We start from the raw sequence: 25,822 nt of genomic DNA on the forward strand, positions 1-25,822 counted from the left end.
CGGTCGCTCTCCCGTTGAACCGTTAGTCGTCCTGTTGCCGCTCTCCCTTGCGGAAGGGGCTGTGCTCGGTCAAGTAGTCGCTCGCATGATCCACCTCGCGGCGCTCCCGTCGCAGATAGTCGGCGATCGCTTTTCGCAGACCCGGATGGGCGATGTAGTGGGCCGAATGGGTGGTGACGGGAAGATAGCCGCGGGCAAGCTTGTGCTCCCCTTGGGCGCCCGCCTCGACGCGCTTCAGACCCTTGGCCAGGGCAAAATCGATCGCCTGATGGTAGCAGACCTCGAAATGCAGGAAGGGATGATCCTCGATGCAGCCCCAGTGCCGGCCGAACAGGGCTTCCTCGCCGATGAAGTTGATGGCGCCGGCAATGTAGCGCCCGTCGCGCTTGGCCATCACCAGCAGGATGTCGTCGGCCATCCGCTCGCCGATCAGCGAATAGAACTGCCGGGTTAGGTAAGGTCGGCCCCACTTGCGACTGCCGGTATCCATATAGAAGGTGAAGAACTGGTCCCAGATGTCTTCGGTCAGGTCGCTGCCGGTCAGCCAGTCGATGGTGATGCCGTTTTCCAGCGCCGCGCGGCGCTCCTTGCGCAGGTTCTTGCGTTTCGACGACGACAGCTGCGCCAGGAACGCCTCGTGGTTCTCGTAGCCTTCGTTGATGAAGTGGAACTGCTGGTCGGTGCGGTGCAGGAAGTCGGCCGCCTCAAAGGCCGGCAGTTCTTCCTCGCGCAGGAACGTCACATGTGCCGACGAGATGCCGAGCTGCCGGGTGACTTCCGCAAGACCGGCAGCGAGCGTCATCCGCAGGCCCTCCGACCGCGGACCGTCGAGCGTCAGAAGCCGCGGGCCGCTTGCCGGTGTAAAGGGGATGGCGCATTGCAGCTTCGGATAATAGCTGCCGCCGGCTCGTTCGAAGGCGTCGGCCCAGCCGTGGTCGAAGACGTATTCGCCCTGGCTGTGGTTCTTCAGGTAACCGGGAACGGCACCGAGAAGGGACCCGTCCTGGTCCTGCAGCAGGAGATGATGTCCGAGCCATCCGGTCGTTTCCGTTGCCGAACCCGATTCCTCGATCGACGACAGGAAGGCATGCGACAGGAAGGGATTGTAAGCAACCTCTCCTCCGCGCCGCGTCCCCGACAGCTGCGACCACACATCTGGATCGATTGCCGAGAAGCTTCTTTCGACGCGGAGGATGAGATTGTCTGTCATGCGGCGGGAGCTGGGCTTTCTCTCGGGTCGAAACCCTCGAAGGTCATCTGGTCTGCATGATTATAGGTATGGGTGCGGGCGTTTTCATCCCTCACCGTCCAGGTAATCATCGGCACGCCGCGCGACCGCTGGCCCTCGCTGAAGCTGTTGGGCAGATCGCTCCACTTGTAGGAGATGAAGTCGAGGCCGAGCTGCATGGCCTCGTCGTGCTCGAAGAACTTCTCGGGTGTTGCTCCCTCTGCCGTCAGGCCGACGGGATAGGGGCTCTCGGCAGCCTTCAGCGAGCGCAGCAGGTGGAAGTCGAAGCTCATCAGCGCCACCTTGCCCTGGTAACCCTCCAGCACGTCCAGCACGCTCTCGACAAAGCCGTCGTCCTGCTCGGCATCGATGCCCTTGAGCTCGATCACCAGCGGCACGCGACCCTTGACCAGCGCCAGCATCTGCTTCAGCGTCGGAATGCGCTCCGCGGTGCCGCCGACCGACAAGGCCCCGAGTTCGTTCGCCATGCGCTCGCGCACATCGCCGACGATGCCGCAGAGCCGCTGCAGGTCGTGATCATGGAAGACCATCGGTATGCTGTCGGCCGACAGTTGTACGTCGCATTCGATCGCGAAGCCGGCATCCACCGCCCGAGAAAACGCCGAAAGCGTGTTTTCCCAGACCGCGTGGTTCAGGTCGTGATAGCCGCGGTGAGCGACGGGCAGGTCGCGGATCCAGTCGGCCTTGCTGCTCACGCTTCGACCTCCAGGACGGCGTCGACCTCGACCGCGGCGTTGAACGGCAGGGCGGCCATGCCGACGGCGGCGCGCGCATGCTTGCCGGGCTCGCCGAGCACGTTGGCCACCAGGTTGGAGGCACCATTCATCACCAGGTGCTGCTCGACGAAGCCGGGTGCGGAAGCAATGAAGCCGTTGAGCTTGAGCACACGGCGGATCTTGCCGAGATCGCCGCCGAGCGCCGCTTTTGCCTGCGCCAGGATGTTGATTGCGCAGAGTTCCGCAGCCCGCTGGGCGGTTGCCACGTCGACGTCGGATCCGACGAGGCCGGTGACGGCGACCTTACCGCCTTCCATCGGCAACTGTCCGGAAATGTAGAGCGTGTTGCCGCTCAGCGTGTAGGGCAGGTAGTTCGCTGCCGGGGCCGCCGCGACCGGCAATTCAATCCCCAGTTCCTTCAGGCGGTCTTCGATCGCTTGCGACATTTCATCCTCCGGCTTGCATTGTAAAAAAGACTCGTTTCCGTCAGAGATGACGTTAAGCCTTACTCGACGGCGTTCATATAACATCGTGCTTCGAGTTCCATAGGAGATTGTGGATGTTGCGAACGAGCTTCGGAGCCGTCCTGCTTGCCGGTACCTTCCTGGCGTTTCAAGGCCCTGCCTCGGCCGGTGTCGAGGCGGCGCGTGCCCTCATTCCGCACAGGGCCGTCTACGAACTGAAGCTGAAGGACGTGTCCGACCGCTCAGGGATCGAAGGCATGTTCGGCCGGATGGTCTACGAGTTTACTGGCTCGCCCTGCGCCGGCTTTACCACAAGCTTCCGCTTCGTCACCAAGATCGATACCGGCGAAGAGATGCGGGTGACCGACCAGCAGACGACGACCTTCGAAAATCCCGGCGCCCGGCAGTTCCGCTTCGACACGAAATCCTTCACCGACGAGAAGCTCGACAAGCAGGTGGCCGGCGAGGCGAGCAACGCCGAGAACGGCATCAAGGTTGATCTGGCCAAACCCGACCATCGGCAGGTAGACCTGACGCCGGCGCAGTTCCCCACCGAGCACATGCTGCAGGTGATCGACAACGCCCGGGCCGGAAAGCGGTTCTTCGAGGCGCGGATCTTCGACGGATCGGAGAACGGTGACCAGAGCCTGCTGGCGAGCACGGTAATCGGTGCGCCGCAGACGCCGAGGCAGGACGATCCGGACGCCAAGAGCGCCGGCGACTTTGCCGGCAAGCAGTACTGGCCGGTCACCATCGCCTACTACAATGAGGAGGCGAAGGCGGATGCGGTGCCCGTCTACCGCATGTCGTTCAAACTCTACGACAACGGCATTACCCGCGACCTGACGATGGACTACGGTGACTTCGTGCTGTCGGGCACGCTCGCCAAGCTGGAAGTCCTCGAAAAGGCGCCGGAGACCTGCCGCTGAGACTGGCCGGATCGGCCACGCCAGCGGCTGCCGAACCCGAACCCGGCGCATCGTTGGCGGCTATTTTGCCCGAAACGCTTGCATTTGTGCCGCAAGACGGTTATGCGCAGCATCATTCCACACGCGAGGCTTGGGATTGATCGGGAGAAATCCGGTCCGTTCCGCCGGTGGTCGCTTTCGAAGCGGCTGTTCGCCTCGCGGGGGTTAAACCGGAAACTAGGAGAAAAAGGCATGGCATTGCCTGATTTCAGCATGCGTCAGCTTCTTGAAGCTGGCGTTCACTTCGGCCACCAGACTCACCGCTGGAACCCGAAGATGAAGCCGTACATCTTCGGCGATCGTAACAACATTCACATCATCGATCTGGCTCAGTCCGTACCGATGCTGTCGCGCGCCCTTCAGGTGATTTCCGACACGGTAGCCCGTGGCGGTCGCGTCCTGTTCGTCGGCACCAAGCGTCAGGCCTCCGAGCTGATCGCCGATTCGGCGAAGCGTTCGGCCCAGTACTACGTCAACTCCCGCTGGCTCGGCGGCATGATGACCAACTGGAAGACCATCTCGAACTCGATCCAGCGCCTGCGCAAGCTCGACGAGATCCTGGCTTCGGAAGCTTCGGGCTTCACCAAGAAGGAGCGTCTGAACCTTGAGCGCGAACGCGAGAAGCTGGACAAGGCTCTCGGCGGTATCCGCGACATGGGCGGCACTCCGGACCTGATGTTCATCATCGACACGAACAAGGAAAAGATCGCCATCGATGAAGCCAAGCGCCTGGGCATCCCGGTCGTCGCCATCATCGACTCGAACTGCGATCCGGACCTGATCGACTACCCGATCCCCGGCAACGACGACGCTTCGCGCGCCATCGCTCTCTATTGCGACCTGGTTGCCCGTGCAGCCATCGACGGCATCGCCCGTCAGCAGGGCGCGTCCGGTCGTGACCTCGGCGCTGCCGCCGAAGCTCCGGTCGAGCCGGCTCTGGCCGACGAAGCCGGCGCCGAAGCTCAGGCTTAAGGCTCCGCAAGGCGGGCGGTTCGCCGCCCGCATCGAAGACGGATGGGGGAGGTCGCCTGTGTTGGCGATCTCCGCATCCAAGGCGTCCGGCGCCGGCGGAACCCATGTTCTGCCCAAGTGGCGAGAGCCGCGCCGATGGCCATTCATTACGCTGTCATACATCTGGGTACATTCGTGCCCCAAACGGGCGCCGGCCCTCGTACTCCGGCAGGCGCACCCCTGATTGGACAAGAGGCAAACATGAGCGAAATCACAGCCGCAATGGTGAAGGAACTGCGCGAAAAGACCGGCGCAGGCATGATGGACTGCAAGAAGGCGCTCGCCGAAACGAATGGCGACATGGAAGCTGCGGTCGACTGGCTGCGCGCCAAGGGCATCGCCAAGGCTGACAAGAAGTCGGGCCGCACCGCCGCTGAAGGCCTGATCGGCATCGCTTCGGCCGGCACCAGCGCCGTTGCTGTCGAGCTGAACTCGGAAACCGACTTCGTCGCCCGCAACGATGCCTTCCAGGCTCTCGTCCGCGGCATCGCTTCGGTCGCGCTTTCGACCGACGGTTCCGTCGAAGCCACCAGCGCCGCCACCTACCCGGCAACGGGCAAGACGGTTGCCGACACCATCAAGGATGCGATCGCCACCATCGGCGAGAACATGACCCTGCGTCGCGCCGCCAAGCTTTCGGTTGAAGAAGGCGTTGTCGCCACCTACATCCACAATGCTGCAGCCGACGGTCTCGGCAAGCTCGGCGTTCTCGTCGCGCTGAAGTCGACCGGCAACAAGGATGCGCTGACCGCCATCGGCCGTCAGGTCGCCATGCACGTCGCAGCGACCAACCCGCTGGCCGTCCGTCCTGAAGAAGTCGACGCTTCGGTCGCCGAGCGCGAACGCAACGTCTTCATCGAACAGGCGCGCGAATCCGGCAAGCCGGAAGCCATCATCGAGAAGATGGTCGAAGGCCGCATGCGCAAGTTCTACGAGGAAGTGGCACTTCTGTCGCAGGCCTTCGTCATCAACCCGGACCTGACCGTCGCTGCTGCCATCAAGGAAGCTGAGAAGGACGTCGGCGCGCCGATCGAAGTGACCGGCATGGTTCGCCTGCTGCTCGGCGAAGGCGTCGAGAAGGAAGAAAGCGATTTCGCCGCCGAAGTGGCAGCAGTCGCCAAGCACTGATCGCGATCAGTCAAAACCTGTGAATGCCGGGGGCATCGCGTGACAATGCGATGCCCTTCGTGTATCCGGCACTCGGTGCGATCCTCGAAGGAGTTTCCATGTCCCCCACACACCCTCTCTACAAACGCGTGCTGCTCAAGGTCTCCGGCGAGGCCCTGATGGGGAGCCAGGGCTTTGGCATCGACGTCGCCGTTGCCGACCGGATTGCTGCCGATATCGCCGAAGCGGTGCAGATGGGCGTCGAGGTCGGGCTTGTCGTCGGTGGTGGCAACATCTTCCGCGGCGTGGCCGTTGCCTCCAAGGGTGGCGACCGGGTGACCGGCGATCACATGGGCATGCTGGCAACGGTGATCAACGCGCTGGCGCTGGCGACCTCGCTGCGCAAGCTGGACATCGAGACGGTCGTGCTTTCGGCCATCGCAATGCCGGAAATCTGTGAGAGCTTCTCCCAGCGCCGCACGCTGCACCACATGGCGCAGGGCCGCGTGGTGATCTTCGCCGGCGGTACCGGGAACCCGTTCTTCACCACCGACTCGGCCGCTGCACTGCGCGCCGCCGAAATCGGCGCAGAGGCGATCTTCAAGGGAACGCAGGTCGACGGCATCTACTCGGCCGACCCGAAGAAGGATCCGACTGCGACGCGCTTCGAAACGCTGACCCATGGCGAAGTGCTCGGCAAGGGCCTTGCCGTGATGGACGTTGCGGCGGTTGCCGTGGCGCGCGAGAATTCCATTCCGATTATCGTCTTCTCGATCCACGAGAAGGGCGGTTTCGGCCAGATCTTGACCGGCGGTGGTCGCAAGACCATCGTCAACGACAACTGATGACGGGCGCCGGTCGTTTGACTGGCGCAGCCTTTGCAGAACGGAGCGGAAGATGAGTGGACCCGTTGACCTTAACGACATCAAGCGGCGCATGGACGGCGCGATCTCGGCCTTCAAGAGCGACATAGCTTCGCTGCGCACCGGCCGCGCCTCTGCCAACATTCTCGATCCGGTGGTGGTCGAGGCCTACGGATCGCGCGTGCCGCTGAACCAGGTCGCAAACATCACGGTTCCCGAGCCGCGCATGCTCGGCGTGTCCATCTGGGACAAGTCGATGGTCAACGCGGTCGATCGTGCCATCCGCGAATCGAACCTCGGCCTCAACCCGATCGTCGACGGCCAGAACCTGCGCATCCCGCTGCCCGAGCTCAACGAAGAGCGCCGCAAGTCGCTCGTCAAGGTCGCGCACGACTACGCCGAAAAGAGCAAGGTCGCCATCCGCCACGTTCGCCGTGACGGCATGGAAGCCCTGAAGAAGGCTGAAAAGGACGGCGATCTCGGCCAGGACGACAGCCGCGCGCAGTCGGAAAGAGTGCAGAAGATGACCGACGACACAATTTCCGAGATCGACCGCTTGCTTGCGGAAAAGGAAAAGGAAATCATGCAGGTCTAGGGCCGGCCCCGCCTGACATCGTGTTTGAAAAGCCGGCGAAACGAGTGGACAGTCCATGATCAGCGGTGAAATGCCACCTGTGCCGAAGCATGTTGCGATCATCATGGATGGCAACGGACGCTGGGCAAGCGAGCGCGGCCTGCCGCGCTCCGTCGGCCACAGCAAGGGCGTCGAAGCCGTTCGCCGGACGGTCAAGGCCGCTGGCGACGCCGGCGTCGACTTCCTGACGCTGTTCGCGTTTTCGTCGGAAAACTGGTCGCGGCCGCAGAGCGAGGTATCCGACCTGATGGGCCTACTGCGCCGCTTCGTGCGTCGGGATCTGGCCGAGCTGCACAAGTCGAACGTCCGCATCAAGATCATCGGCGACCGCACAGACCTGCGCGGCGATATTCTTCCGCTGCTGCTGGAGGCGGAGGAAACGACCCGCAACAATACCGGACTGACGCTGGTCATCGCCTTCAACTACGGTTCGCGCGACGAAATCGCCCGGGCGACAATCCGCCTGGCGCGCGAGGTCGAGGCCGGCCGCCTGAAGGCCGATGCGATCACGCCCGACCTGATCGGCGCCCATCTCGATACGGCCGGCATCCCCGACCCGGACCTCATCATCCGCACCAGCGGCGAGGAACGCCTGTCGAACTTCCTCCTGTGGCAGGCCGCCTATACCGAATTCGTCTTCCTGCCGCAGTACTGGCCCGACTTCGGCGCCGAGGCCTTCAACGAGGCGCTGCGGATTTTCGCCTCGCGTGACCGGCGGTTCGGTGGGCTCTCCGCCAAGACTGCGGCGGTGGCCGGCTGATGTCCTCAGAGCTGCGAAAACGGATCCTCTCCGCCATCGTCCTGGCGATCGTGGCTCTTGCGGCCACCTGGGCCGGCGGCTTCCCGTTCCGCCTGCTGTCGGCGCTCATCGCCGTGCTCGTCTACTATGAGTGGTCGCGCATGACGCGGCTTGCCGACGTCGACTTCCGCGGCAATGCTCTCGGTTGGCTCGCCATTGTCGCCATCGCCCTCAACCTGGCATTCGGCGACGAAGGCCTAGGGGTTCCGCTGGTCGGCGGCTTCACCCTTACCGCACTCGTCTGGCTCGCCGTTCGGCGCAGCACCGGCTGGCTCCCGGGCGGCATCCTCTATTCCGGTCTCAGCGGCGTTTCGCTTGCGGCGATCAGGGCCGCAGACCAGCCGGGCCTGCTGGCGATGCTGTTCGTCTTCGCGGTTGTCTGGGCGACCGATATCCTTGCCTATTTTGTCGGACGCGCGCTGCGCGGCCCGAAGCTTGCCCCGCGGATCTCCCCCGGCAAGACCTGGTCCGGCGCGATCGGTGGAACCGTGTCGGGCATTGTCGCCGGAAGCGCCGTATCCTTTGCCTTCTTCCCGTCGCTGTCGCTGCGCACTGTCATCATCGCATTCCTGCTGTCGGTGTCCAGCCAGATCGGCGACCTTTTCGAGAGCTTCATCAAGCGCCGTTTCGGCGTCAAGGATTCGAGCCACCTCATCCCCGGACACGGTGGCGTGATGGACCGCGTCGACGGCCTCGTTTTCGCCGGGTTCACGGCTTTCCTACTTGCAATCATGCATGCGGCATGGTCGGAAGAAGCCGGAACTTCAGTGGCCGCCTTCCTTTTCGGGTTGTGAACGGCCACCCTTCTCGGAGCATTGGACTGAAATGGCGGTACTCGCTTTCTTGACGGGCTACATCATTCCTTTCGTGCTCGTGCTGTCGCTCCTCGTTTTCGTCCACGAAATGGGCCATTACCTGGTCGGTCGCTGGAGCGGCGTGCGGGTCACCGCGTTTTCGGTGGGGTTCGGGCCTGAAATCGTCGGTTTCACCGATCGCCACGGCACACGCTGGAAGCTGTCGGCCATTCCGCTTGGCGGCTATGTGCGATTCTTCGGTGACGAAGACGCGTCGAGCAAGCCGGATGCCGAAGGGCTTTCGCACCTGACAGAGGCCGAACGGGCGCAGACGCTTGCCGGTGCCAAGCTGTGGAAGCGCGCAGCCACCGTCGCTGCCGGTCCGATCGCCAACTTCATCCTCGCCATCGTCATCTTCGCGGTACTGTTTAGCGTCTATGGTAAGATGGTGGCCGACCCGGTCGTCGCAGAAGTGCGGGCTGACAGTGCGGCGGCCGAGGCCGGCGTTCTGCCGGGCGATCGCCTGGTGGCGCTGGACGGCGCGGCGGTCCGCACCTTCGACGATGTCCGCCGCTACGTCAGCATCCGTCCGGAAACCGCGATCACCGTGACCGTCGAGCGCGACGGCCAGAAGCTCGACCTACCGATGGTGCCAAAGCGCACCGAGATCACCGACCAGTTCGGCAACAAGGTCGAGCTCGGCCTGATCGGCGTCGTCACCAACGAAGAGCGCGGTCATTTCCGTCTCGTCACCTATTCGCCGCTGCAGGCAGTGGGCGAGGGCGTCAAGGAAACCGGCCACATCATCACCGGCACGTTCCGCTATATCGGCAATCTCGTCACCGGCCGCATGAAGCCGGACCAGCTCGGCGGACCGGTGCGTGTTGCTCAGGCATCCGGCCAGATGGCGAGCCTCGGCTTTGCCGCCGTGATCCAGCTTGCAGCCGTCCTGTCGGTCTCCATCGGCCTGTTGAACCTGATGCCGGTGCCCGTCCTCGACGGTGGGCACCTCGTCTTCTACGCCATCGAGGCGGTCCGGGGAAAACCCTTGGGTGCCGGTGCTCAGGAGATTGCTTTCCGGGTCGGACTGGCTATGGTCCTCAGCCTGATGGTCTTCGCGACGTGGAACGACATCAGTAACCTGATCGGCTGATATGGAATGGAAACCAACTATTTACCTTGTTTTGAAGTCGTCGTGGCCATTGGGTCACGGTTTCAAAGGAAGTAAATAGAAATTAACGGCCTACCTTGCTTGTAGGGCAAAAGCAGGTAAAACGACACACGTGGCCGGAGTCGGGTGCCACCCGCCGAGGGACAACGGGAAAAGGTAAGAATTGAAATGAAAGCTGGTTCAAAGTTTTTGAACGCAGTGTCGGCGTTTGCGCTGTCTGCTGGGGTTGTCGCGTCGGGCGCAGGTGTTGTCGTACTTGGTTCGCCATTGTCCGCCGAAGCTGCAGTCATCCAGCGCGTCGATGTGCGGGGCGCTCAGCGGGCAGGCGAGGAAGCCGTTCGCTCCAACCTGACCATTCGCCCGGGTACCAGTTTCTCGAACTCCGACATCGATGAATCGGTCAAGCGGCTCTACGCGACCGGCTACTTCACCGATGTGAAGATCTCCGTTTCCGGCAGCACGTTGGTTGTCAACGTCAATGAAAACCTGCTGGTGAACCAGGTCGTGTTCAACGGCAACCGCAAGATCAAGGACGACAAGCTCACGACCGTCGTCCAGACTCAGCCGCTCGGCCCCTACAGCGATGCCCTCATCAGCGCCGACATCCAGCGCCTCAAGGAAGCCTACGCCCAGATCGGCCGCAACGACGTGGAGATCACCACGCAGACCGCACCGGTCGGCCAGGGTCGCGTCAACGTTGCGTTCGTCGTCAACGAGGGCGACCGCACCAAGATTTCCGACATCAACTTCGTCGGCAACCAGGCCTACAGCAACAGCCGTCTGCGCGACGTGCTGGTGACCAAGGAATCCGGTCCGCTGTCGTTCCTGACCCGCAAGGACGTCTACACGCAGGACAAGCAGCGCGCCGACGAGGAAGCGCTTCGCCAGTTCTACTACAACCACGGCTATCCGGACTTCCGCATCGTGTCGTCCGACGCCGCGCTGGACGAGTCGAAGAACGAATACACGATCACCTTCACTGTCGACGAAGGCCCGCGCTACCGGTTCGGCGACGTCAATGTCGAATCGACGGTTCCCGGCATCAACGGTCAGGATCTGACGGGTCTGGTGCAGACGACGTCGGGCGACGTCTACAACGCCCGCGACGTGCAGAAGTCGATGGAAGCGATCTCCAAGAAGGTGGCCGAAGCCGGCTATCCCTTCGCCCGGGTTACCCCGCGCGGCGACCGCAACTTCCAGAACAGCACGGTTGGCGTTTCCTACCTGATCGACCAGGGCGAGCGCGCCTATGTCGAGCGGATCGACATCCGCGGCAACACCCGCACCCGTGACTACGTCATTCGCCGCGAGTTCGATCTCAGCGAAGGCGATGCCTTCAACCAGCAGATGGTCACCCGCGCCAAGCGCCGCCTGGAAGCGCTCGGCTACTTCAGCAAGGTCAATGTCGGCACGCAGCCTGGCTCATCGCCGGATCGCGTCGTCATCGTCGTCGATGTTGAAGACCAGTCGACGGGCTCCTTCGGTGTCGGCATCGGCTACGCCGGCGACGACGGCGTCGTGCTCGAAGCGTCGGTCGAAGAAAAGAACTTCCTCGGTCGCGGCCAGTACATCCGCGTCGCCGCAGGTGGCGGTCAGGACGATGCCCGGACCTACTCGCTCAACTTCACCGAGCCGTACTTCCTGGGCTACCGCCTGGCAGCCGGCTTCGACGTGTTCAAGAGCCAGACGTCGAACAACGACTACTACACCTACAACGAACAGGGCTTCACCCTGCGCGTCACGGCGCCGATCACCGAAGAGCTGGCGACGACGTTCCGCTACACCTACAAGCAGATCGAGTACGAAGGTGACGGCAACTGGACGACCAACCTGTCGCAGCCGTATCAGGAACTGGTGAACGGCGGCAAATACGAGCAGTCGATCATCGGCCAGACGCTGACCTACAACACGGTCGACAGCATGACCCTGCCGCGCGAGGGCATCTATGCCACCGCAACGCATGAATTTGCAGGCGTCGGCGGCGATTCCGAGTACTACAAGATCTACGGCCGCGCCCGCTACTTCCACCTGCTGTCGGACGAACTCGACATCATCGGTCAGTTGGCCGTTGGTGCGGGTCATGTGGTGAAGACCGGCGATGACCTGAACGTCTTCGACCAGTTCACCCTGGGCGGCCGTCAGGTTCGTGGCTTCGAAAGCGACGGTATCGGTCCGCGCATGCCGAACGGCGATACGATCGGCGGCACGACCTACTTCACGGCCTCCGCTGAAGTCAGCGTTCCGATGCCGGCCGTTCCGGAAGACTTCGGTCTGCGTGCAGCCGTATTCGCCGATGCCGGTACGCTCTATGGCAACGAAGTGGCCAATGCCACCGGCGTGCTGGGTACCAACAGTTCGTGGCGTGCATCCGTCGGCGCCGGCATCACCTGGGCTTCGCCCTTCGGTGCTCTGCGGTTCGACTATGCAATGCCGGTCGCCAAGGAAGACTTCGACCAGGAGCAGCGCTTCCGGTTCAGCATGGCGAACCAGTTCTGACATCTGCCGCCCAGAACTGCGGACCGAAACTGTTCTGGAGCTTTGGCTGATGGACAACAACGACTTCTTCCCACCGCACGCCGGTGTGGGGCTGCGTGAACTCGCAGCCCTGATCGGTGCGGAACTCGCCGACGAGGCGCATGCGGACCGGATCATCCGGTCCGTTTCGCCGGTTGCGCGGGCAGGCGAGGGCGACCTCTGCTACATCCTCTCGCGCAAGCACAAGGATGAACTCGAGACCTGCAAGGCCTCGGCCATCCTCGTGGATGCCGCCCTGCGGCCGATGATCCCCGATCATATTCCCGTCCTGCTGACCTCGAAGCCGAGCACGGCGTTCGCGATGGCCGGCGCTTTCCTGTATCCGAAGGCGGCCCGCATTCCGCCGATCGTATCGGACGGCGGCATCTCACCCGCCGCCTATATCGATCCGTCCGCACGCCTGGAGCCGGACGTCACGGTAGAGCCGATGGCTGTCATCGGCGCCGGCGCTGAAATCGGCTCCGGCTCGTATATCGGTGCAGGTTCGGTGATCGGCGCGGGCGTTCGGATCGGCCGCGACTGCTCGGTTGCCGCCGGCGCCTCGATCGTCGCCGCCCTGATCGGCAACAATGTCATCATTCACAACGGTGTGCGGATCGGCCAGGACGGCTTCGGCTTCGCGCCGGGACCGCGCGGCATGCTGAAGATCGTCCAGATCGGCCGCGTGATCATCCAGGACAACGTCGAGATCGGCGCCAACAGCACCGTCGACCGCGGCGCGATGGACGATACGGTGATCGGCGAGGGGACGAAGATCGACAATCTTGTGCAGGTTGCCCACAACGTGCGCATTGGTCGGCATTGCGCGATCGCGAGCGGTGCTGGTATAGCGGGCTCCGCAACGATCGGCGACGGCGTCCAGATCGGTGGAGCGGTCGGCGTCAATGGTCACATCACCATTGGCGACGGTGTGCAGATTGCTGCGATGAGCGGCGTGATCGCATCCCTACCGCCTGGCGGACGGTACGGCGGCATCCCGGCCCGGCCGATGCCGGACTTCATGCGCGACGTTGCCGAGATGATGGCGCGCTCGGACGAGCGCGCGAAGAAAAGAGGAGAACGCAATGATTGATCAGGAGAAGACGGCGCTCGATTCCGTCGACATTCTGGAGATCATGAAGCTCTTGCCTCATCGGTATCCGTTTCTTCTGGTCGACAAGATCGTCGACATCAACGGCGACGAGAGTGCGGTCGGCATCAAGAACGTGACGGCCAACGAACCGCATTTCGTCGGACATTTTCCCGAGCGACCAATCATGCCCGGCGTTCTTTTGATCGAAGCCATGGCCCAGACGGCCGGGGCGATCTGTGCTCGCAAACAGGGCGAGGGCGGCAAGCTCGTCTATTTCATGACCATCGACAATGCCCGTTTCCGCCGGCCCGTGGTGCCGGGGGATCGCGTCGAGATCCATGTCGTCAAGCAGAAGCAGCGCGGCAATATCTGGAAGTTCCATTGCGATGCCAAGGTTGACGGATCGCTTGTTGCGGAAGCCGATATCGGCGCCATGATCCGCCCAAAGGATGACGAATGAGCAGTATCGCCTCCAGCGCCCGGATCCATCCGCTGGCCGTTGTTGAGGAAGGCGCGGTGATCGGCGAGAACGTCGTCGTCGGCCCTTTCAGCCATATCGGTGCCCGCGTCGTCCTGAAGGATGACGTGCAGGTCATCTCCAATGCAGTCGTCGACGGCCTGACCGAGATCGGGCGCGGCAGCAAGATCTTTCCGATGGCGGTGATCGGCGGCGTATCGCAGAGCCTGCACGAGGCCGGCGCGGAATCGCGGCTTGTCGTCGGTGAAAACTGCACGATGCGCGAAGGCGTGACGATGAACACCGGTACGGTCGGCGGCGGCGGGATCACCAGCGTCGGCGACAACTGCCTGTTTCTCGCCAATTCCCACGTGGCGCACGATTGCAGGCTCGGCAGCGGCATCATCCTGTCCAACAACGTGATGCTCGCCGGCCATGTTCATGTGGGCGATCGCGCCATCCTGAGCGGCGGCTGCGCCGTGCACCAGTTCAGCCGCATCGGCCGCCAGGCGTTCATCGGTGGCCTCTCTGCAGTCAACTACGACGTCATTCCCTACGGCATGCTGAACGGCAACCCGGGTGTGCTCGGCGGCCTGAACGTCGTCGGCATGAGCCGCGCCGGCATCGACCGGTCGGTGATCCATCAGGTCCGCCGCGCCTTCAAGCAGATCTTCGACGGCGAGGGTTCGGTCCGCACCCGCGCCGCAGAGGTTCGCGAGGAGTATCTGGATTGCCCGGAGGCTCTGGAAATCATCGATTTCATTGGCGCCGAAAGCGACCGTGCGATCTCCTCGCCGTATCGCGGCAAGGCCTGATCCGATGGGCGCCGCTCCGGCAGCGAACCCGGAGGGGCGCCTGGCTATCGTCGCCGGCAATGGCTTCCTGCCGCTCTATGTGGCGGAGGCGGCGCGCAGCGCCGGTGATGATCCCGTGGTCATCCTCCTGAAGAACGAGGCGGATCGGGATTTCTCCGGTTTCGATCATGTCGTTGCGGGCGTCGGCGATTTTGCCGGTATCGAGAAAATCATTCGCGAACGCGGCGTTCGCCGCATCGTCATGTCGGGCGGCGTCAAGCGCCGGCCGGAATGGCGCGACATCCATCCGACCTGGCGGGCGCTGTCGAAAATGCCGTCCGTGGTGCGCACGCTGCTGGCCGGCGGTGACGACACCGTCTTGCAGATGGTCATCAAGCTGTTCGAGGGCATGGGCTGCCGGGTCGTTGGCGTGCACGACATCGCCCCTGATCTTCTGGCGCAGACCGGCGTCCTGACGAAACAATTCCCCAATGCCGACGACCGCCGCGACATCGAGATCGCAGCGCATGCCGCGCGTCTTCTCGGCGGGCTGGACGTCGGCCAGGGCGCCGTCTGCGTCGGCGGCCGGATCGTCGCGCTCGAGGGCGCGGAGGGGACCGACCAGATGCTGGAGCGGGTGGCCGATCTTCGCCGCACAGGCCGGATTTCCGCCCGGCGCCGCGGCGTCCTCGTCAAGCTCTGCAAGCCGCAGCAGGACGTGCGGGCCGATCTGCCGACCGTCGGACCCTCCACGGTGCGCCTAGCGATCGCCGCCGGTCTCGCCGGCGTCGCGGTCGAGGCCGGGCGGGCACTGGTGATCGACCGGCCGGCGATGCTGGCACTGGCGGACGAGGCGCAATTGTTCGTCTGCGGCCTCGATGCAGGGCTGCCTCGGGAGGGGCTCGCATGAGCGCGCGTCCGCTGAAGATCGCGGTCGTTGCCGGCGAGGTCTCCGGTGATCTTCTGGGTGGTGATCTGGTCGCGCATCTGAAGCGCGCCCATGATGGCCCGGTTGAACTGATCGGCGTCGGCGGCGAGAGCTTGCAGGCGCAGGGTCTTCAGTCGCTTTTCGATTTCTCGGAATTGTCGATCATGGGCGTGACGCAGGTGCTGAAGCGCCTGCCGCTGCTGCTGCGGCGGATCCGCCAGACGGCAGACGCCATCATTGCCGCGCGTCCTGACATTCTGCTCATCATCGACAGCCCGGATTTCACCCATCGGGTCGCCAAACGTGTACGCGCCAAGCTGCCGGACCTGCCGGTCGTCGACTATGTCTGCCCGAGCGTCTGGGCCTGGAAGGAATACCGGGCGAAGGCGATGCTCGGCTATGTCGATCAGGTGCTGGCGCTGCTGCCCTTCGAGCCTGAGGCGATGCGCCGTCTCGGCGGCCCGAAGACCGATTTCGTCGGCCACCGCTTGACCGTCGATCCGGCTGTCGTGACGGTGAGGGCGCGCCGCGCGGCTCGGCCGCTGGCGGAAGGCGACAAGACCATTCTGTTGCTGCCCGGCTCGCGGTCGACCGAAATTCGCGCGCTGATGCCGGAGCTGAAGGCGACGGTAGATCTGCTGTCCGAGCGAAATCCCGGCATGCGGTTTCTGCTGCCGACGGTTCCGCGCCAGGCTGACCTGGTTCGCGACCTGCTGCGGGACTGGCCAGTGCAGCCGGAATTTTCGAGCGACGTTGCCGGCAAATGGCGCGCCTTTGCCGAAGCCGACGTAGCGATCGCCGCGTCCGGCACCGTGACGCTGGAACTCGCGCTCTGCGGCGTACCGGCAGTGTCCATCTACAAGGCGGACTGGCTGATCCGGCTGATGGCCAAACGCATCAAGGTGTGGTCCGGCGCGCTGCCGAACCTGATCGCCGACCAGCCGGTGGTGCCCGAACATATCAACGAGCTCGTGCGGGCAGGCTATCTCTGCCGCTGGGCCGAATGCCTGTCGAGCGAAACGCCGCAGCGCCGCGCGATGCTGGAAGGCTTCGACCTCGTCTGGCAGCGGCTGTCGACCTCCGTGCCGCCCGGCGAGGCCGGCGCCGGCCTGGTGCTGCAACTGCTTTCCGACAGGCAGCGTCTCTAGACCATTCCACTGACATTAGACGGATCCTGTGCAGCGATTCGCCAGCGCGATCCGCCGGCTGGGCGAGCTACGCGCGATTTGTGCGCTTGGCGCACTTACGAGGTGCGGCACAGAGGTCTCGAAACAGCAAAAAGCCCGGAGTATGGCTCCGGGCTTTTTTGTATTCCGCTGTCGAGCCGAGCGATCAGCGCTTGGCGACAGGCACGTAATCGCGCTGCGCGGCGCCGGTGTAGAGCTGGCGCGGACGACCGATGCGCTGCTGCGGATCCTCGATCATTTCCGCCCACTGGGCGATCCAGCCGACGGTACGAGCCAGCGCGAACAGCACGGTGAACATGGTGGTCGGGAAGCCCATCGCCTTCAGCGTGATGCCCGAATAGAAGTCGATGTTCGGATAGAGCTTCTTCTCGATGAAGTAGTCGTCCGTGAGGGCGATCTTCTCGAGCTCCATGGCAACCTGCAGCAGCGGGTCGTCATTGTGGCCGAGTTCCGCCAGAACCTCATGCGTCGTCTTCTGCATGATCTTGGCGCGCGGATCGTAGTTCTTGTAGACGCGGTGGCCAAAGCCCATCAGGCGGAACGGATCGTTCTTGTCCTTGGCGCGGGCGATGTATTCCGGGATCTTGTCGACCGTGCCGATTTCCATCAGCATGTTGAGCGCCGCTTCGTTGGCGCCGCCGTGTGCAGGACCCCAGAGGCAAGCGATGCCGGCCGCGATGCAGGCGAACGGGTTGGCACCCGACGAGCCGGCGAGGCGTACGGTCGAGGTCGAGGCGTTCTGCTCGTGATCGGCGTGCAGGATGAAGATGCGGTCCATGGCGCGCGCCAGAACCGGGTTTACCTTGTACTCTTCGCACGGCACGGCAAAGCACATGCGCAGGAAGTTCGACGCGTAGTCGAGATCATTCTGCGGATACACGAACGGCTGGCCGATATGGTACTTGTAGGCCATCGCCGCGATCGTCGGCATCTTGGCGATCATCCGCAGCGAGGCAACCATGCGCTGATGCGGATCGGTGATGTCGGTCGAGTCGTGGTAGAAGGCCGACAGAGCGCCGACCGTGCCGACCATGACGGCCATCGGGTGGGCGTCGCGGCGGAAGCCGGTGAAGAAACGGCTCATCTGCTCGTGCACCATCGTGTGATGGGTCACGCGGTGATCGAAATCCTTCTTCTGCGCAGCCGTCGGCAGTTCGCCGTACAGCAGCAGATAGCAGGTTTCCAGGAAGTCACCCTGCTCGGCCAACTGCTCGATCGGATATCCGCGATGCAGCAGGATACCTTCGTCGCCATCGATGAAGGTAATCTTGGATTCGCAGGAGGCCGTCGAGGTGAAACCGGGGTCGTAGGTGAAGGCGCCGGTCTGCTTGTAAAGCGACGCGATGTCGATCACGTCCGGGCCGATCGTCCCGCTTTTTACGGGAAGATCGACCTTCTTATCTCCCAATCCAAGATGTGCGCTTGTGTCCGTCATGCTGATCCTCCGATGGGCGGAATGGCGCAAAATGCGCCAGAAGAATGAAGCGTCTCAAAGTAGCTATATGATCTGATGCGCGCTGCCAAGCACTGGTGAAGGCTAATTGTGCGGCGCGAAAGAGGGGCGGGCAAGGGCACTTTCGGCGTCATCTGGAGCGTCTTGCGGGGGTTGCTGGACTTTAATCGATCCAAACGCCCGCCGTGGTCCGCGTGATGACAAAAGCGTCATTGACCACCCCTGATAATCGGGTGCAGGTTGTCGATCGGTTAAGAGGGCGGCGGTGAATTCAAGCAAATTCTCCGGGGGGCTCGATTGTCGCAGCATGACGCGCAGATCGCAGATGAGCGACACATGCCGGCGATGCCACGGGCGCCGCCGGACGCATCTCCTGTTCCGACGGTGCCTGAGAACCACTGGCCGGCCGCCAAGTTCCAGACCTCGGTGAATTCCCGGGCAAAGACCCACCTTCGGCTTGCCTCTGCGCGGCAGGCGGCGCTTCGCCTGGGAGCGCTCGGTGCCGAAGAAATCGCCCATGGGCGGCTGTTTCTCGCCGTTCCGCTGCTGCTGGGGCTCGGCATTCTCCTCTGGTTCGGACTGCCCCTGGAGCCGCCGGCATTTGTCGGCTGGCTCGCGGTCCCCTTGCTCCTCCTGGCGTCGGTCGCCGCTGCCCGCGGCCTGCAGGGGACGGCACTCGGTGTGGCGGCGCTCGCCTTCATCATCGCCGGAATGGGGCTTGCGGCGCTAGAGACGTGGCGGCAGACGACACAGGTACTCGACAGTGCGGTGACGACCAGGATCGAGGGCATCGTCGAGCGACGCGAGGCGGCCGGCGATGGAAGCTGGCGCTATGTGGTGCGGCTCACAGCCACCCGAGATCCGCAACTCGTTCGCCCGCCGGACCGGGTGGCGGTGCTCGCAAGGGGGCAGGAGGCGAGCATCGCGCCGGGGATGGTACTGACCGGTCGGGCACGGCTCTCGCCGCCGTCGGGTCCGGCACTGCCGGGGCTGACCGATTTCGGCTTTGCCGCTTTCTTCGACGGGATCGGCGCGGTTGGCTATTTTTACGGCAAGCCGCAGGCCGGCGGGCCGGCGGTGGACCTGAGTTTCCCCGAGCGGGCGCAGATGTCTCTCTACTCGCTGCGCGGCACGGTCGGCGACCGGATCCGCAGCTTCGTTCCCGGCGATGCCGGCGCCTTCGCCGCAGCGATCGTGACAGATGAACGCCGGGCGATCTCCAGCGAGGCGGTGACCGCGCTCAGGATGGCCGGCCTTGCCCATATCGTTGCCATCTCCGGCCTCAACATGGCGCTTGCCGCCGGCATCTGCTTCGTCGGCCTGCGTATCCTCCTCAGCCTCTCGCCGCCGCTGGCGCAGGCTCTGCCGACGAAGAAGATTGCCGCCGGTGGCGCGCTGCTGCTGGTCACGCTCTACTACGTCATCTCCGGCTTCGGCGTTTCCGCCGAGCGCGCCTATCTGATGATGGCGATCATGCTGACTGCCGTGTTCTTCGACCGCCCGTCGATCAGCCTCCACAACATCGCCCTGGCGGCTCTGGTGATCATGATCCTGTCGCCTTCGGCCGTCCTCGGCCCGAGCTTCCAGATGTCGTTTGCCGCAACCGCGGCGCTCGTCGCCGGCTATGCCGGCTGGACGGCGCGGCGGGCACGGCACGACCATGACACGCGGCCGCCGGCCGCCGGGGCTGCCGCCCGCAGTCTGTCGAGCCTCTGGACGATGGTCAGCGGAACCTTCATCACCTCATTGATCGGCGGCCTGTCGACGGCGATCTTTTCAGTCAGCCACTTTCACCAGCTGACCGGATACGGCCTCGTCGCCAACCTGGCGGCCATGCCGGTCGTCTCGCTGGTCGTCATGCCGGCCGGCCTGCTTGGCATGCTGGCGATGCCGCTCGGTCTCGACAAACCGTTCTTCGCCGTCATGGGCCTGGGCTCGGGCATGGTCATCGCCATTGCCACCGAAGTCGCCTCCTGGGGCGGAAACACGGTGGTTGGCCGCACGCAGCCGTGGTTCCTGCCGCTGACGACTGTCGGCCTGCTGCTGCTGGTGCTCCTGCGGACGCGCCTGGCGCTGTTCGGCCTCGTTCCGCTCGGCGCAGGTCTGCTGCTGGCCGGTATGGTCGAGCCATCGAAGAAGAACCCCGACCTGCTGATTTCAGAGGATGGTGCACTGGTAGCGGCGCTCGACGGAACTGGCGCCAGCCTCAACCGGCCGCGCCCGCCGGCCTTCCTCTACCGGCAGTGGGAAAGCGCCCTTCAGCTGGGCGAGATCAACAGCCCCGAGCGCAGAGACGCACCACCCGAGCCGCCGGCAAACCCCGTGCCTGCAGCGAACCAGCAGCCAGCGGGGCACCCTGTGCCCGCGGCAAACCCCGAGCCGACGCCTGAGACGACGAAGAGCAACCCAACAGCCAGCCCGGACGCAACTGCGACGACCGGCCAGACGTCCAAACCTGTCGCTCCCGCGAGGCCGCAACCGCTGACCCGCGAAGGACTGGCGTCCGCCCGGGCACTGATGCAGGACACATTCGCCGGCGCGCCTCCCGACCGGTTCGTCTGCCTCGGCCAGAAAATCTGTCTGCTGCGAAGCGCAACAGGCAATCGCATCGCCTGGATCGACGACGCGCGCTATGCCGGGCCTGCCTGCGATACGGCCGACCTCATCATCGCACCGCGCGCCCGTTTCGACACGTGCCGCTCGAACGCGCTGATGCTGAACGGCGCGAGCCTCAGACGAATAGGCGCCGTCGAGATCGATTTCGCCGCCAGCCGCGATCCCGGAAGCTGGCACCTGCGTGCGGCGATGACCGGCATCCGGCGCCCGTGGACGCAGCATCGCGCCTACGACTGGCGTACGCGCAGCATGGACGAGCAGCTACCCGAGCGGTTGGCGCGGATGATCAGTGATAGCGGCGGATGAGGCCGACGAGCTTGCCCTGAACCTTGACGCGGTCTGCGGAAAAGATACGCGTCTCGTAAGCCGGGTTTGCGGCCTCCAGCGCGATGGAGGCACCCTTGCGGCGAAAACGCTTCAGCGTCGCTTCCTCGTCGTCGACCAGCGCCACGACGATATCGCCCGGGCTTGCTGTGCTGCCATTGCGGATGACGACGGTATCGCCGTCCAGAATGCCGGCCTCGATCATCGAATCGCCCTTGACCTCGAGCGCGTAATGCTCGCCCGGCCCAAGCATCTCCATCGGCACGCTGATTTCGTGCGTGTTGTTCTGGATCGCCGAAATCGGCACGCCGGCAGCGATACGTCCCATCACAGGGACGGAGGCGGAGGTCGCATCATTGGCGGGGATGGCGACGGGGCGGGCGGCCGAGGGTGCTTGCGTCTTGCCGAGACTTCCCTCGATGACGCTCGGCGAAAACCCGCGGCGCGGCTGCGGTGCTGCGGAATAGGCTTCCGGCAGCTTGATCACTTCCAGCGCGCGCGCCCGGTTCGGCAGCCGGCGGATGAAACCGCGCTCTTCCAGCGCCGTGATCAGCCGGTGGATGCCCGACTTGGATGCCAGTTGCAGAGCGTCCTTCATCTCGTCGAAAGACGGCGGAACACCTGATTCTTTCATCCGTTCGTGAATGAACAGAAGCAGTTCCTGCTGTTTGCGCGTGAGCATGGCGGCGACCCCCTGAAGGAAACAAATCCAGAACGAACACTATCTGTTCCACATGTGTTCCGCAAGTGCCTAAGATCCGGTGAACGCAGGCTCATCACGGATTTTCTGCTTCGACTTCGCCCTGATGCGCGGTAAAACGGACGGCAATCGAGGCTGGAGGCATGCAAGATGGACAGTGACAGGCCACGCGCGATCGACCATCTGGTCTTGCCCGTCGAATCGCTGCAGACCTCGCGGGAGCGGCTCGAGGCGCTCGGCTTCACCGTCGCCCGGCAGGCGGATCATCCCTTCGGCACATCGAATGCCTGCGTCTTCCTGGCGGACGGCACCTATCTCGAGCCGCTCGCCATTCGCGACGCTTCTCTGGTCGGCGAGAGCGTGCGAGGCGGCAATGTCTTCACCGGACGCGACGCACGGTTTCGCAGCGGCCGGCTGGAGGGCCTTTCGGCGATCGTCGTGTCGAGCAGTGATGCCGCCGCCGATCACCAGCGCTTCCTGCGGGCGGGCATTTCAGCCGGCGACATGCTCGGTTTCTCGCGGCAGGCGTTGACCGCGGATGGGACCCCCGTCACGGCAAGCTTCCAACTGGCCTTTGCCGATCTGGAAAGCGACCTGTTCTTCTTGTTCAGCTGCCAAAGGATCAACCCGTTGCCGGCCGATCGCTCGGTGCTGGAGCGGCACGAGAACGGCGTGGTGGCGTTGCGCGAGGTGTTGCTGCACGGTGCCGCACCCGACGATCTGGTCAAGCGCATCGAGACGGTGACGCACGCGGCTGGCTTCAGCGAAGCGGAGGAGACGGCCTTCACGCTTGCCAATGCGCGCATCCGCCTTGTCGCCGGATCGGAAACCGCGAGTGGAACGGATAGGGCGGTGAAGGCGGCGGCGGTCGTCTTCCATGTCGCCGATCTGACGGTGACAGAGCTGTTGCTGGCTGATAATCACCTCCCATATGTGAGGACGCCGCACCGTATCACCGTGGCGCCGGCGCCCGGTCAGGGCGTTTCGTTCGTTTTCGAGGAGTAGATCATGGGCGTGAGCGCCAATGCAGAGGTTGCTGTCGGCGAGGGCTCGTCCCGCGTCATGTTTTCCAACAGTGGCCGGCTGTCGCTGATCTGCGGACCGTGCCAGATGGAAAGCCGCGACCATGCCTTCATGATGGCTGGCCGGATCAAGGAAATCTGCGATCGGCTCGATATCGGCCTTGTCTACAAGTCGTCCTTCGACAAGGCGAACCGCACGTCGCTGAACGGTCCGCGTGGCATCGGCATCGATGCGGCGATGGAGATCTTTGCCGACCTGAAGGCCGAATTCGGCTTTCCGGTGCTCACTGATATCCACACGGAAGAGCAGTGCGCCATCGTCTCGCAGACGGTCGATATCCTACAGATCCCGGCGTTCCTCTGCCGCCAGACGGACCTTTTGGTGGCGGCGGCAAAGACGGGTAGGGTCATCAACGTCAAGAAGGGCCAGTTCCTGGCTCCCTGGGACATGAAGAACGTGCTCGCCAAGTTCACCGAAAGCGGCAATCCGAACGTGCTGCTCTGCGAACGCGGCGCGTCCTTCGGCTACAATACGCTCGTCTCCGATATGCGTTCGCTGCCGATCATGGCGTCGCTTGGCGCCCCGGTGATTTTCGATGCCACCCATTCGGTGCAGCAGCCGGGCGGGCAGGGCGGCTCCAGTGGCGGCCAGCGCGAGTTCGTCGAGACGCTCGCCCGTGCGGCGGTGGCCGTTGGCGTCGCCGGCGTCTTCATCGAAACCCATGAGGATCCGGACAATGCGCCGTCCGACGGCCCCAACATGGTGCGCATCGAGAACCTCGAGCGTCTCCTGGAAACCCTGCTCGCCTTCGACGCCGTCGCCAAGCGCTGAGCCGGAGCTGTACCGACTTCGCCTGTCTCACATCGGGTGAGATGGGCGGTCTCGGCAAGGCGGACGACGTCTTCTGTCGAACGGACTTGCCCGCTGCCCTTCCGCTTCTCCCAGTGGGCAAGCGATTGATTATGGGTGACGATAGAGATGTCTCTCAGGATCGATTTCCGGATTCGGCGGAGATTGCCAGACGGGCGCGACACGGGCCGTCGGCCCGGCATCGATGGCCGCAACTGCCGCCGCGACTGCCATTGTAATTTTAGAATCATCCAGTAAGACAGGCCATCTCCAATACCCACCTTGAAGCATGGAGGCTTTCATGACTGCCATCACCGACATCATCGCGCGCGAGATCCTGGACAGCCGCGGTAACCCGACCGTCGAGGTCGACGTCCATCTCGAAGACGGCAGCATGGGTCGGGCAGCGGTACCTTCCGGGGCATCCACCGGCGCCCACGAGGCGGTCGAACTGCGCGACGGCGGCCCGCGCTATCACGGAAAGGGTGTCGAGAAGGCAGTCGAGGCGGTCAACGGCGAGATCTTCGACGCGCTCGGCGGCCATGATGCCGAAAACCAGATCCTCATCGATAACCTGATGTGCGATCTCGACGGCACGCCGAATAAGTCGCGGCTTGGCGCCAATGCAATTCTCGGCGTCTCGCTCGCCGTTGCCAAGGCCGCCGCCGAAGCCACCGGCCTGCCGCTCTTCCGCTATGTCGGCGGCCCGAACGCCCGCCTCCTGCCGGTGCCGATGATGAACATCATCAATGGCGGCGCGCATGCCGACAACCCGATCGACTTCCAGGAATTCATGATCATGCCGGTCGGCGCCGAAGACCTTCGCGACGCCGTGCGCATGGGTTCGGAAGTCTTCCATGTGCTGAAGAAGGAACTGGCAGCCGGTGGCCACAACACCAATGTCGGCGACGAAGGCGGCTTCGCACCGGGCCTGAAGAGCGCACCGGAAGCCCTCGATTTCATCATGAAGTCGATCGAGAAGGCCGGCTACCGCCCGGGCGACGACATCCACCTGGCGCTCGATTGCGCCTCGACGGAATTCTTCAAGGACGGCAAATACGCCATGGAAGGCGAAGGCCGCACGCTGGAACCGGAAGCCATGGCCGACTACCTCGCCGAACTGGCTGCCAGGTACCCGATCATCTCGATCGAGGACGGCATGGCCGAGGACGACTGGGACGGCTGGAAATACCTCACCGACAAGATCGGCAAGAAGGTGCAGCTGGTCGGCGACGATCTCTTCGTCACCAACTCCGCGCGCCTGCGCGATGGCATCAAGATGGGCGTCGCCAACTCCATCCTCGTCAAGGTCAACCAGATCGGTTCGCTGACGGAAACCCTTGATGCGGTCGAGACGGCGCACAAGGCCGCCTACACCGCCGTCATGTCGCACCGTTCGGGCGAGACCGAGGATTCGATCATCGCCGATCTCGCCGTCGCCACCAATTGCGGGCAGATCAAGACCGGCTCGCTGTCGCGCTCCGACCGCATGGCCAAGTACAACCAGCTGATCCGCATCGAAGAAATGCTCGGCCCGCAGGCAGCCTTTGCCGGCCGCTCCATCCTGCGCGCCTGAGTCGTCCTCTGCCGCATTGATGATACCGCGAGGCGGGACCCTGTCGGGTTCCGCCTTTCGTCGTTGAAGGGCCCGGCGCGTTCGTCGACCGGGGCAACGATTGATTAAGCAAGTTCTGCGAGTTTGACGTTACGTAATGCGTTGCAGGACTGCCATCGAATGTGGACCAAACACCATAAACAGAGAAAGCTCGGCCGCCTGGTCCTGCCGGCGATCACCATCGCCTTCCTCGGCTACTTCGGCTACCACTCGGTGCATGGCGAACTCGGGCTCATCGCCACCGAAAAATTTGAACGTGTGCGTCTTGAACGCGCCGCCGATCTTGCCAAATTGGTCGAAAGGCGCGAAGCGCTGGAGCGACAGGTTCAGTTGCTGAGTGACGGTTCGCTGGAGAAGGACATGCTGGACGAAACGGCGCGCTACCAGTTGAACGTGTCACGGGCCGACGAGATCGTCATCTTCAACAGCTACTTCTGAATTAACCGGAAGTCAGTTAAACGGCCATTTTCCCAGCTATTTCATAGCCTTGTAT

At 63.7% G+C, this 25,822-nt stretch carries 24 protein-coding genes; 19 read left to right on the forward strand and 5 right to left on the reverse strand.

Annotated elements, in window-relative coordinates:
• Positions 1-22: 22 nt before the first annotated feature.
• Genes AAIH46_RS00160 through AAIH46_RS00170 form a run of 3 tightly spaced genes read right to left on the reverse strand, consistent with a single transcriptional unit; the run spans position 23 to position 2,411 of the window.
• Positions 23-1,210 carry a GNAT family N-acetyltransferase gene (locus tag AAIH46_RS00160; protein WP_430303474.1) on the reverse strand — a complete coding sequence of 396 codons (1,188 nt, stop codon included), beginning with the start codon at positions 1,208-1,210 and terminating at the stop codon, positions 23-25.
• Positions 1,207-1,944 carry a glycerophosphodiester phosphodiesterase family protein gene (locus AAIH46_RS00165; RefSeq protein WP_430303475.1) on the reverse strand — a complete coding sequence of 246 codons (738 nt, stop codon included), beginning with the start codon at positions 1,942-1,944 and terminating at the stop codon, positions 1,207-1,209. The genes AAIH46_RS00160 and AAIH46_RS00165 overlap by 4 nt, the downstream gene beginning before the upstream one ends.
• Complete coding sequence (locus AAIH46_RS00170; protein ID WP_430303476.1) at positions 1,941-2,411, reverse strand: RidA family protein; 471 nt, start codon at positions 2,409-2,411, stop codon at positions 1,941-1,943. Before AAIH46_RS00170 ends, AAIH46_RS00165 begins: the two co-directional genes overlap by 4 nt.
• 113 nt (positions 2,412-2,524) lie before the next feature.
• On the opposite strand from AAIH46_RS00170, the gene AAIH46_RS00175 reads away from it, so the two are divergent.
• The 14 genes from AAIH46_RS00175 (at position 2,525) to lpxB (ending at position 16,710) form a co-directional block, all read left to right on the forward strand.
• On the forward strand, positions 2,525-3,358 hold the full coding sequence (locus AAIH46_RS00175) for a cell envelope integrity EipB family protein (protein ID WP_430303477.1): 834 nt from the start codon (positions 2,525-2,527) through the stop codon (positions 3,356-3,358).
• A 231-nt stretch (positions 3,359-3,589) separates the two neighbouring features.
• On the forward strand, positions 3,590-4,369 hold the full coding sequence (gene rpsB / locus AAIH46_RS00180; RefSeq protein ID WP_430303478.1) for a 30S ribosomal protein S2: 780 nt from the start codon (positions 3,590-3,592) through the stop codon (positions 4,367-4,369).
• A 240-nt stretch (positions 4,370-4,609) separates the two neighbouring features.
• Positions 4,610-5,536: a translation elongation factor Ts gene (gene tsf, locus AAIH46_RS00185; RefSeq protein ID WP_430303479.1), complete on the forward strand. Its 927-nt coding sequence runs from the start codon at positions 4,610-4,612 to the stop codon at positions 5,534-5,536.
• A 98-nt stretch (positions 5,537-5,634) separates the two neighbouring features.
• On the forward strand, positions 5,635-6,360 hold the full coding sequence (pyrH, locus tag AAIH46_RS00190) for a UMP kinase (RefSeq protein ID WP_430303480.1): 726 nt from the start codon (positions 5,635-5,637) through the stop codon (positions 6,358-6,360).
• A gap of 52 nt (positions 6,361-6,412) precedes the next feature.
• Positions 6,413-6,973 (forward strand): ribosome recycling factor, encoded by a 561-nt coding sequence (gene frr, locus AAIH46_RS00195; RefSeq protein ID WP_430303481.1) that lies wholly within the window; start codon positions 6,413-6,415, stop codon positions 6,971-6,973.
• A 55-nt stretch (positions 6,974-7,028) separates the two neighbouring features.
• Positions 7,029-7,772 carry an isoprenyl transferase gene (locus AAIH46_RS00200; protein WP_430303482.1) on the forward strand — a complete coding sequence of 248 codons (744 nt, stop codon included), beginning with the start codon at positions 7,029-7,031 and terminating at the stop codon, positions 7,770-7,772.
• A complete protein-coding gene (locus AAIH46_RS00205) occupies positions 7,772-8,605 on the forward strand; it encodes a phosphatidate cytidylyltransferase (protein ID WP_430303483.1) in 834 nt (277 codons plus the stop codon). The genes AAIH46_RS00200 and AAIH46_RS00205 overlap by 1 nt, the downstream gene beginning before the upstream one ends.
• Positions 8,606-8,636: 31 nt before the next feature.
• Positions 8,637-9,758, forward strand: a complete 1,122-nt coding sequence (gene rseP / locus AAIH46_RS00210) for an RIP metalloprotease RseP (protein WP_430303484.1) — start codon at positions 8,637-8,639, stop codon at positions 9,756-9,758.
• Between the two features lie 186 nt (positions 9,759-9,944).
• On the forward strand, positions 9,945-12,272 hold the full coding sequence (gene bamA / locus AAIH46_RS00215; RefSeq protein WP_430303485.1) for an outer membrane protein assembly factor BamA: 2,328 nt from the start codon (positions 9,945-9,947) through the stop codon (positions 12,270-12,272).
• A 49-nt stretch (positions 12,273-12,321) separates the two neighbouring features.
• On the forward strand, positions 12,322-13,383 hold the full coding sequence (gene lpxD, locus AAIH46_RS00220; RefSeq protein ID WP_430303486.1) for a UDP-3-O-(3-hydroxymyristoyl)glucosamine N-acyltransferase: 1,062 nt from the start codon (positions 12,322-12,324) through the stop codon (positions 13,381-13,383).
• The gene (gene fabZ / locus AAIH46_RS00225; protein WP_430303487.1) at positions 13,376-13,843 is read left to right on the forward strand and encodes a 3-hydroxyacyl-ACP dehydratase FabZ; all 468 of its coding nucleotides are present in this window, start codon (positions 13,376-13,378) and stop codon (positions 13,841-13,843) included. The genes lpxD and fabZ overlap by 8 nt, the downstream gene beginning before the upstream one ends.
• Positions 13,840-14,655 carry an acyl-ACP--UDP-N-acetylglucosamine O-acyltransferase gene (gene lpxA, locus AAIH46_RS00230; protein ID WP_430303488.1) on the forward strand — a complete coding sequence of 272 codons (816 nt, stop codon included), beginning with the start codon at positions 13,840-13,842 and terminating at the stop codon, positions 14,653-14,655. Before fabZ ends, lpxA begins: the two co-directional genes overlap by 4 nt.
• Before the next feature lie 4 nt (positions 14,656-14,659).
• A complete protein-coding gene (locus AAIH46_RS00235; RefSeq protein WP_430303489.1) occupies positions 14,660-15,544 on the forward strand; it encodes an LpxI family protein in 885 nt (294 codons plus the stop codon).
• Complete coding sequence (lpxB, locus tag AAIH46_RS00240) at positions 15,541-16,710, forward strand: lipid-A-disaccharide synthase (RefSeq protein WP_430303490.1); 1,170 nt, start codon at positions 15,541-15,543, stop codon at positions 16,708-16,710. The genes AAIH46_RS00235 and lpxB overlap by 4 nt, the downstream gene beginning before the upstream one ends.
• 184 nt (positions 16,711-16,894) lie before the next feature.
• Here lpxB and gltA read toward each other — a convergent pair whose 3' ends face one another.
• Positions 16,895-18,184 carry a citrate synthase gene (gene gltA / locus AAIH46_RS00245; RefSeq protein WP_430303491.1) on the reverse strand — a complete coding sequence of 430 codons (1,290 nt, stop codon included), beginning with the start codon at positions 18,182-18,184 and terminating at the stop codon, positions 16,895-16,897.
• Between the two features lie 354 nt (positions 18,185-18,538).
• On the opposite strand from gltA, the gene AAIH46_RS00250 reads away from it, so the two are divergent.
• Positions 18,539-21,124: a ComEC/Rec2 family competence protein gene (locus AAIH46_RS00250; protein WP_430303492.1), complete on the forward strand. Its 2,586-nt coding sequence runs from the start codon at positions 18,539-18,541 to the stop codon at positions 21,122-21,124.
• Here the strand turns inward: AAIH46_RS00250 and lexA are convergent.
• Positions 21,105-21,824 carry a transcriptional repressor LexA gene (lexA, locus tag AAIH46_RS00255; RefSeq protein WP_430303493.1) on the reverse strand — a complete coding sequence of 240 codons (720 nt, stop codon included), beginning with the start codon at positions 21,822-21,824 and terminating at the stop codon, positions 21,105-21,107. The two genes, AAIH46_RS00250 and lexA, sit on opposite strands and share 20 nt — an antisense overlap.
• 168 nt (positions 21,825-21,992) lie before the next feature.
• Between lexA and AAIH46_RS00260 the strand changes: the two genes are divergently transcribed.
• The 4 genes from AAIH46_RS00260 (at position 21,993) to AAIH46_RS00275 (ending at position 25,767) form a co-directional block, all read left to right on the forward strand.
• Positions 21,993-22,847, forward strand: coding sequence for a VOC family protein (locus tag AAIH46_RS00260; protein ID WP_430303494.1), 855 nt, complete (start codon positions 21,993-21,995; stop codon positions 22,845-22,847).
• Between the two features lie 3 nt (positions 22,848-22,850).
• A complete protein-coding gene (kdsA, locus tag AAIH46_RS00265; RefSeq protein ID WP_430303495.1) occupies positions 22,851-23,696 on the forward strand; it encodes a 3-deoxy-8-phosphooctulonate synthase in 846 nt (281 codons plus the stop codon).
• A 319-nt stretch (positions 23,697-24,015) separates the two neighbouring features.
• Positions 24,016-25,290 carry a phosphopyruvate hydratase gene (gene eno / locus AAIH46_RS00270; protein WP_430303496.1) on the forward strand — a complete coding sequence of 425 codons (1,275 nt, stop codon included), beginning with the start codon at positions 24,016-24,018 and terminating at the stop codon, positions 25,288-25,290.
• 159 nt (positions 25,291-25,449) lie between these two features.
• Positions 25,450-25,767: an FtsB family cell division protein gene (locus AAIH46_RS00275; protein WP_430303497.1), complete on the forward strand. Its 318-nt coding sequence runs from the start codon at positions 25,450-25,452 to the stop codon at positions 25,765-25,767.
• Positions 25,768-25,822: the final 55 nt, after the last annotated feature.

This window comes from Rhizobium sp. 0TCS1.26, assembly GCF_050455525.1.
Taxonomy (GTDB): Bacteria; Pseudomonadota; Alphaproteobacteria; order Rhizobiales; family Rhizobiaceae; genus Neorhizobium.

What these genes read in the sequence shown, in the direction of transcription:
- lpxB (WP_430303490.1), top strand. Translation starts at nt 15,541, where the DNA reads ATGAGCGCGCGTCCGCTGAAGATCGCGGTCGTTGCCGGCGAGGTCTCC.
- rpsB (WP_430303478.1), top strand. Translation starts at nt 3,590, where the DNA reads ATGGCATTGCCTGATTTCAGCATGCGTCAGCTTCTTGAAGCTGGCGTT.
- AAIH46_RS00205 (WP_430303483.1), top strand. Translation starts at nt 7,772, where the DNA reads ATGTCCTCAGAGCTGCGAAAACGGATCCTCTCCGCCATCGTCCTGGCG.
- gltA (WP_430303491.1), bottom strand. Translation starts at nt 18,184, where the DNA reads ATGACGGACACAAGCGCACATCTTGGATTGGGAGATAAGAAGGTCGAT.
- fabZ (WP_430303487.1), top strand. Translation starts at nt 13,376, where the DNA reads ATGATTGATCAGGAGAAGACGGCGCTCGATTCCGTCGACATTCTGGAG.
- lpxD (WP_430303486.1), top strand. Translation starts at nt 12,322, where the DNA reads ATGGACAACAACGACTTCTTCCCACCGCACGCCGGTGTGGGGCTGCGT.
- bamA (WP_430303485.1), top strand. Translation starts at nt 9,945, where the DNA reads ATGAAAGCTGGTTCAAAGTTTTTGAACGCAGTGTCGGCGTTTGCGCTG.
- tsf (WP_430303479.1), top strand. Translation starts at nt 4,610, where the DNA reads ATGAGCGAAATCACAGCCGCAATGGTGAAGGAACTGCGCGAAAAGACC.
- AAIH46_RS00235 (WP_430303489.1), top strand. Translation starts at nt 14,660, where the DNA reads ATGGGCGCCGCTCCGGCAGCGAACCCGGAGGGGCGCCTGGCTATCGTC.
- AAIH46_RS00160 (WP_430303474.1), bottom strand. Translation starts at nt 1,210, where the DNA reads ATGACAGACAATCTCATCCTCCGCGTCGAAAGAAGCTTCTCGGCAATC.
- AAIH46_RS00170 (WP_430303476.1), bottom strand. Translation starts at nt 2,411, where the DNA reads ATGTCGCAAGCGATCGAAGACCGCCTGAAGGAACTGGGGATTGAATTG.
- AAIH46_RS00250 (WP_430303492.1), top strand. Translation starts at nt 18,539, where the DNA reads ATGCCGGCGATGCCACGGGCGCCGCCGGACGCATCTCCTGTTCCGACG.
- AAIH46_RS00260 (WP_430303494.1), top strand. Translation starts at nt 21,993, where the DNA reads ATGGACAGTGACAGGCCACGCGCGATCGACCATCTGGTCTTGCCCGTC.
- rseP (WP_430303484.1), top strand. Translation starts at nt 8,637, where the DNA reads ATGGCGGTACTCGCTTTCTTGACGGGCTACATCATTCCTTTCGTGCTC.
- lpxA (WP_430303488.1), top strand. Translation starts at nt 13,840, where the DNA reads ATGAGCAGTATCGCCTCCAGCGCCCGGATCCATCCGCTGGCCGTTGTT.
- AAIH46_RS00200 (WP_430303482.1), top strand. Translation starts at nt 7,029, where the DNA reads ATGATCAGCGGTGAAATGCCACCTGTGCCGAAGCATGTTGCGATCATC.
- lexA (WP_430303493.1), bottom strand. Translation starts at nt 21,824, where the DNA reads ATGCTCACGCGCAAACAGCAGGAACTGCTTCTGTTCATTCACGAACGG.
- kdsA (WP_430303495.1), top strand. Translation starts at nt 22,851, where the DNA reads ATGGGCGTGAGCGCCAATGCAGAGGTTGCTGTCGGCGAGGGCTCGTCC.
- eno (WP_430303496.1), top strand. Translation starts at nt 24,016, where the DNA reads ATGACTGCCATCACCGACATCATCGCGCGCGAGATCCTGGACAGCCGC.
- AAIH46_RS00275 (WP_430303497.1), top strand. Translation starts at nt 25,450, where the DNA reads ATGTGGACCAAACACCATAAACAGAGAAAGCTCGGCCGCCTGGTCCTG.
- pyrH (WP_430303480.1), top strand. Translation starts at nt 5,635, where the DNA reads ATGTCCCCCACACACCCTCTCTACAAACGCGTGCTGCTCAAGGTCTCC.
- AAIH46_RS00175 (WP_430303477.1), top strand. Translation starts at nt 2,525, where the DNA reads ATGTTGCGAACGAGCTTCGGAGCCGTCCTGCTTGCCGGTACCTTCCTG.
- frr (WP_430303481.1), top strand. Translation starts at nt 6,413, where the DNA reads ATGAGTGGACCCGTTGACCTTAACGACATCAAGCGGCGCATGGACGGC.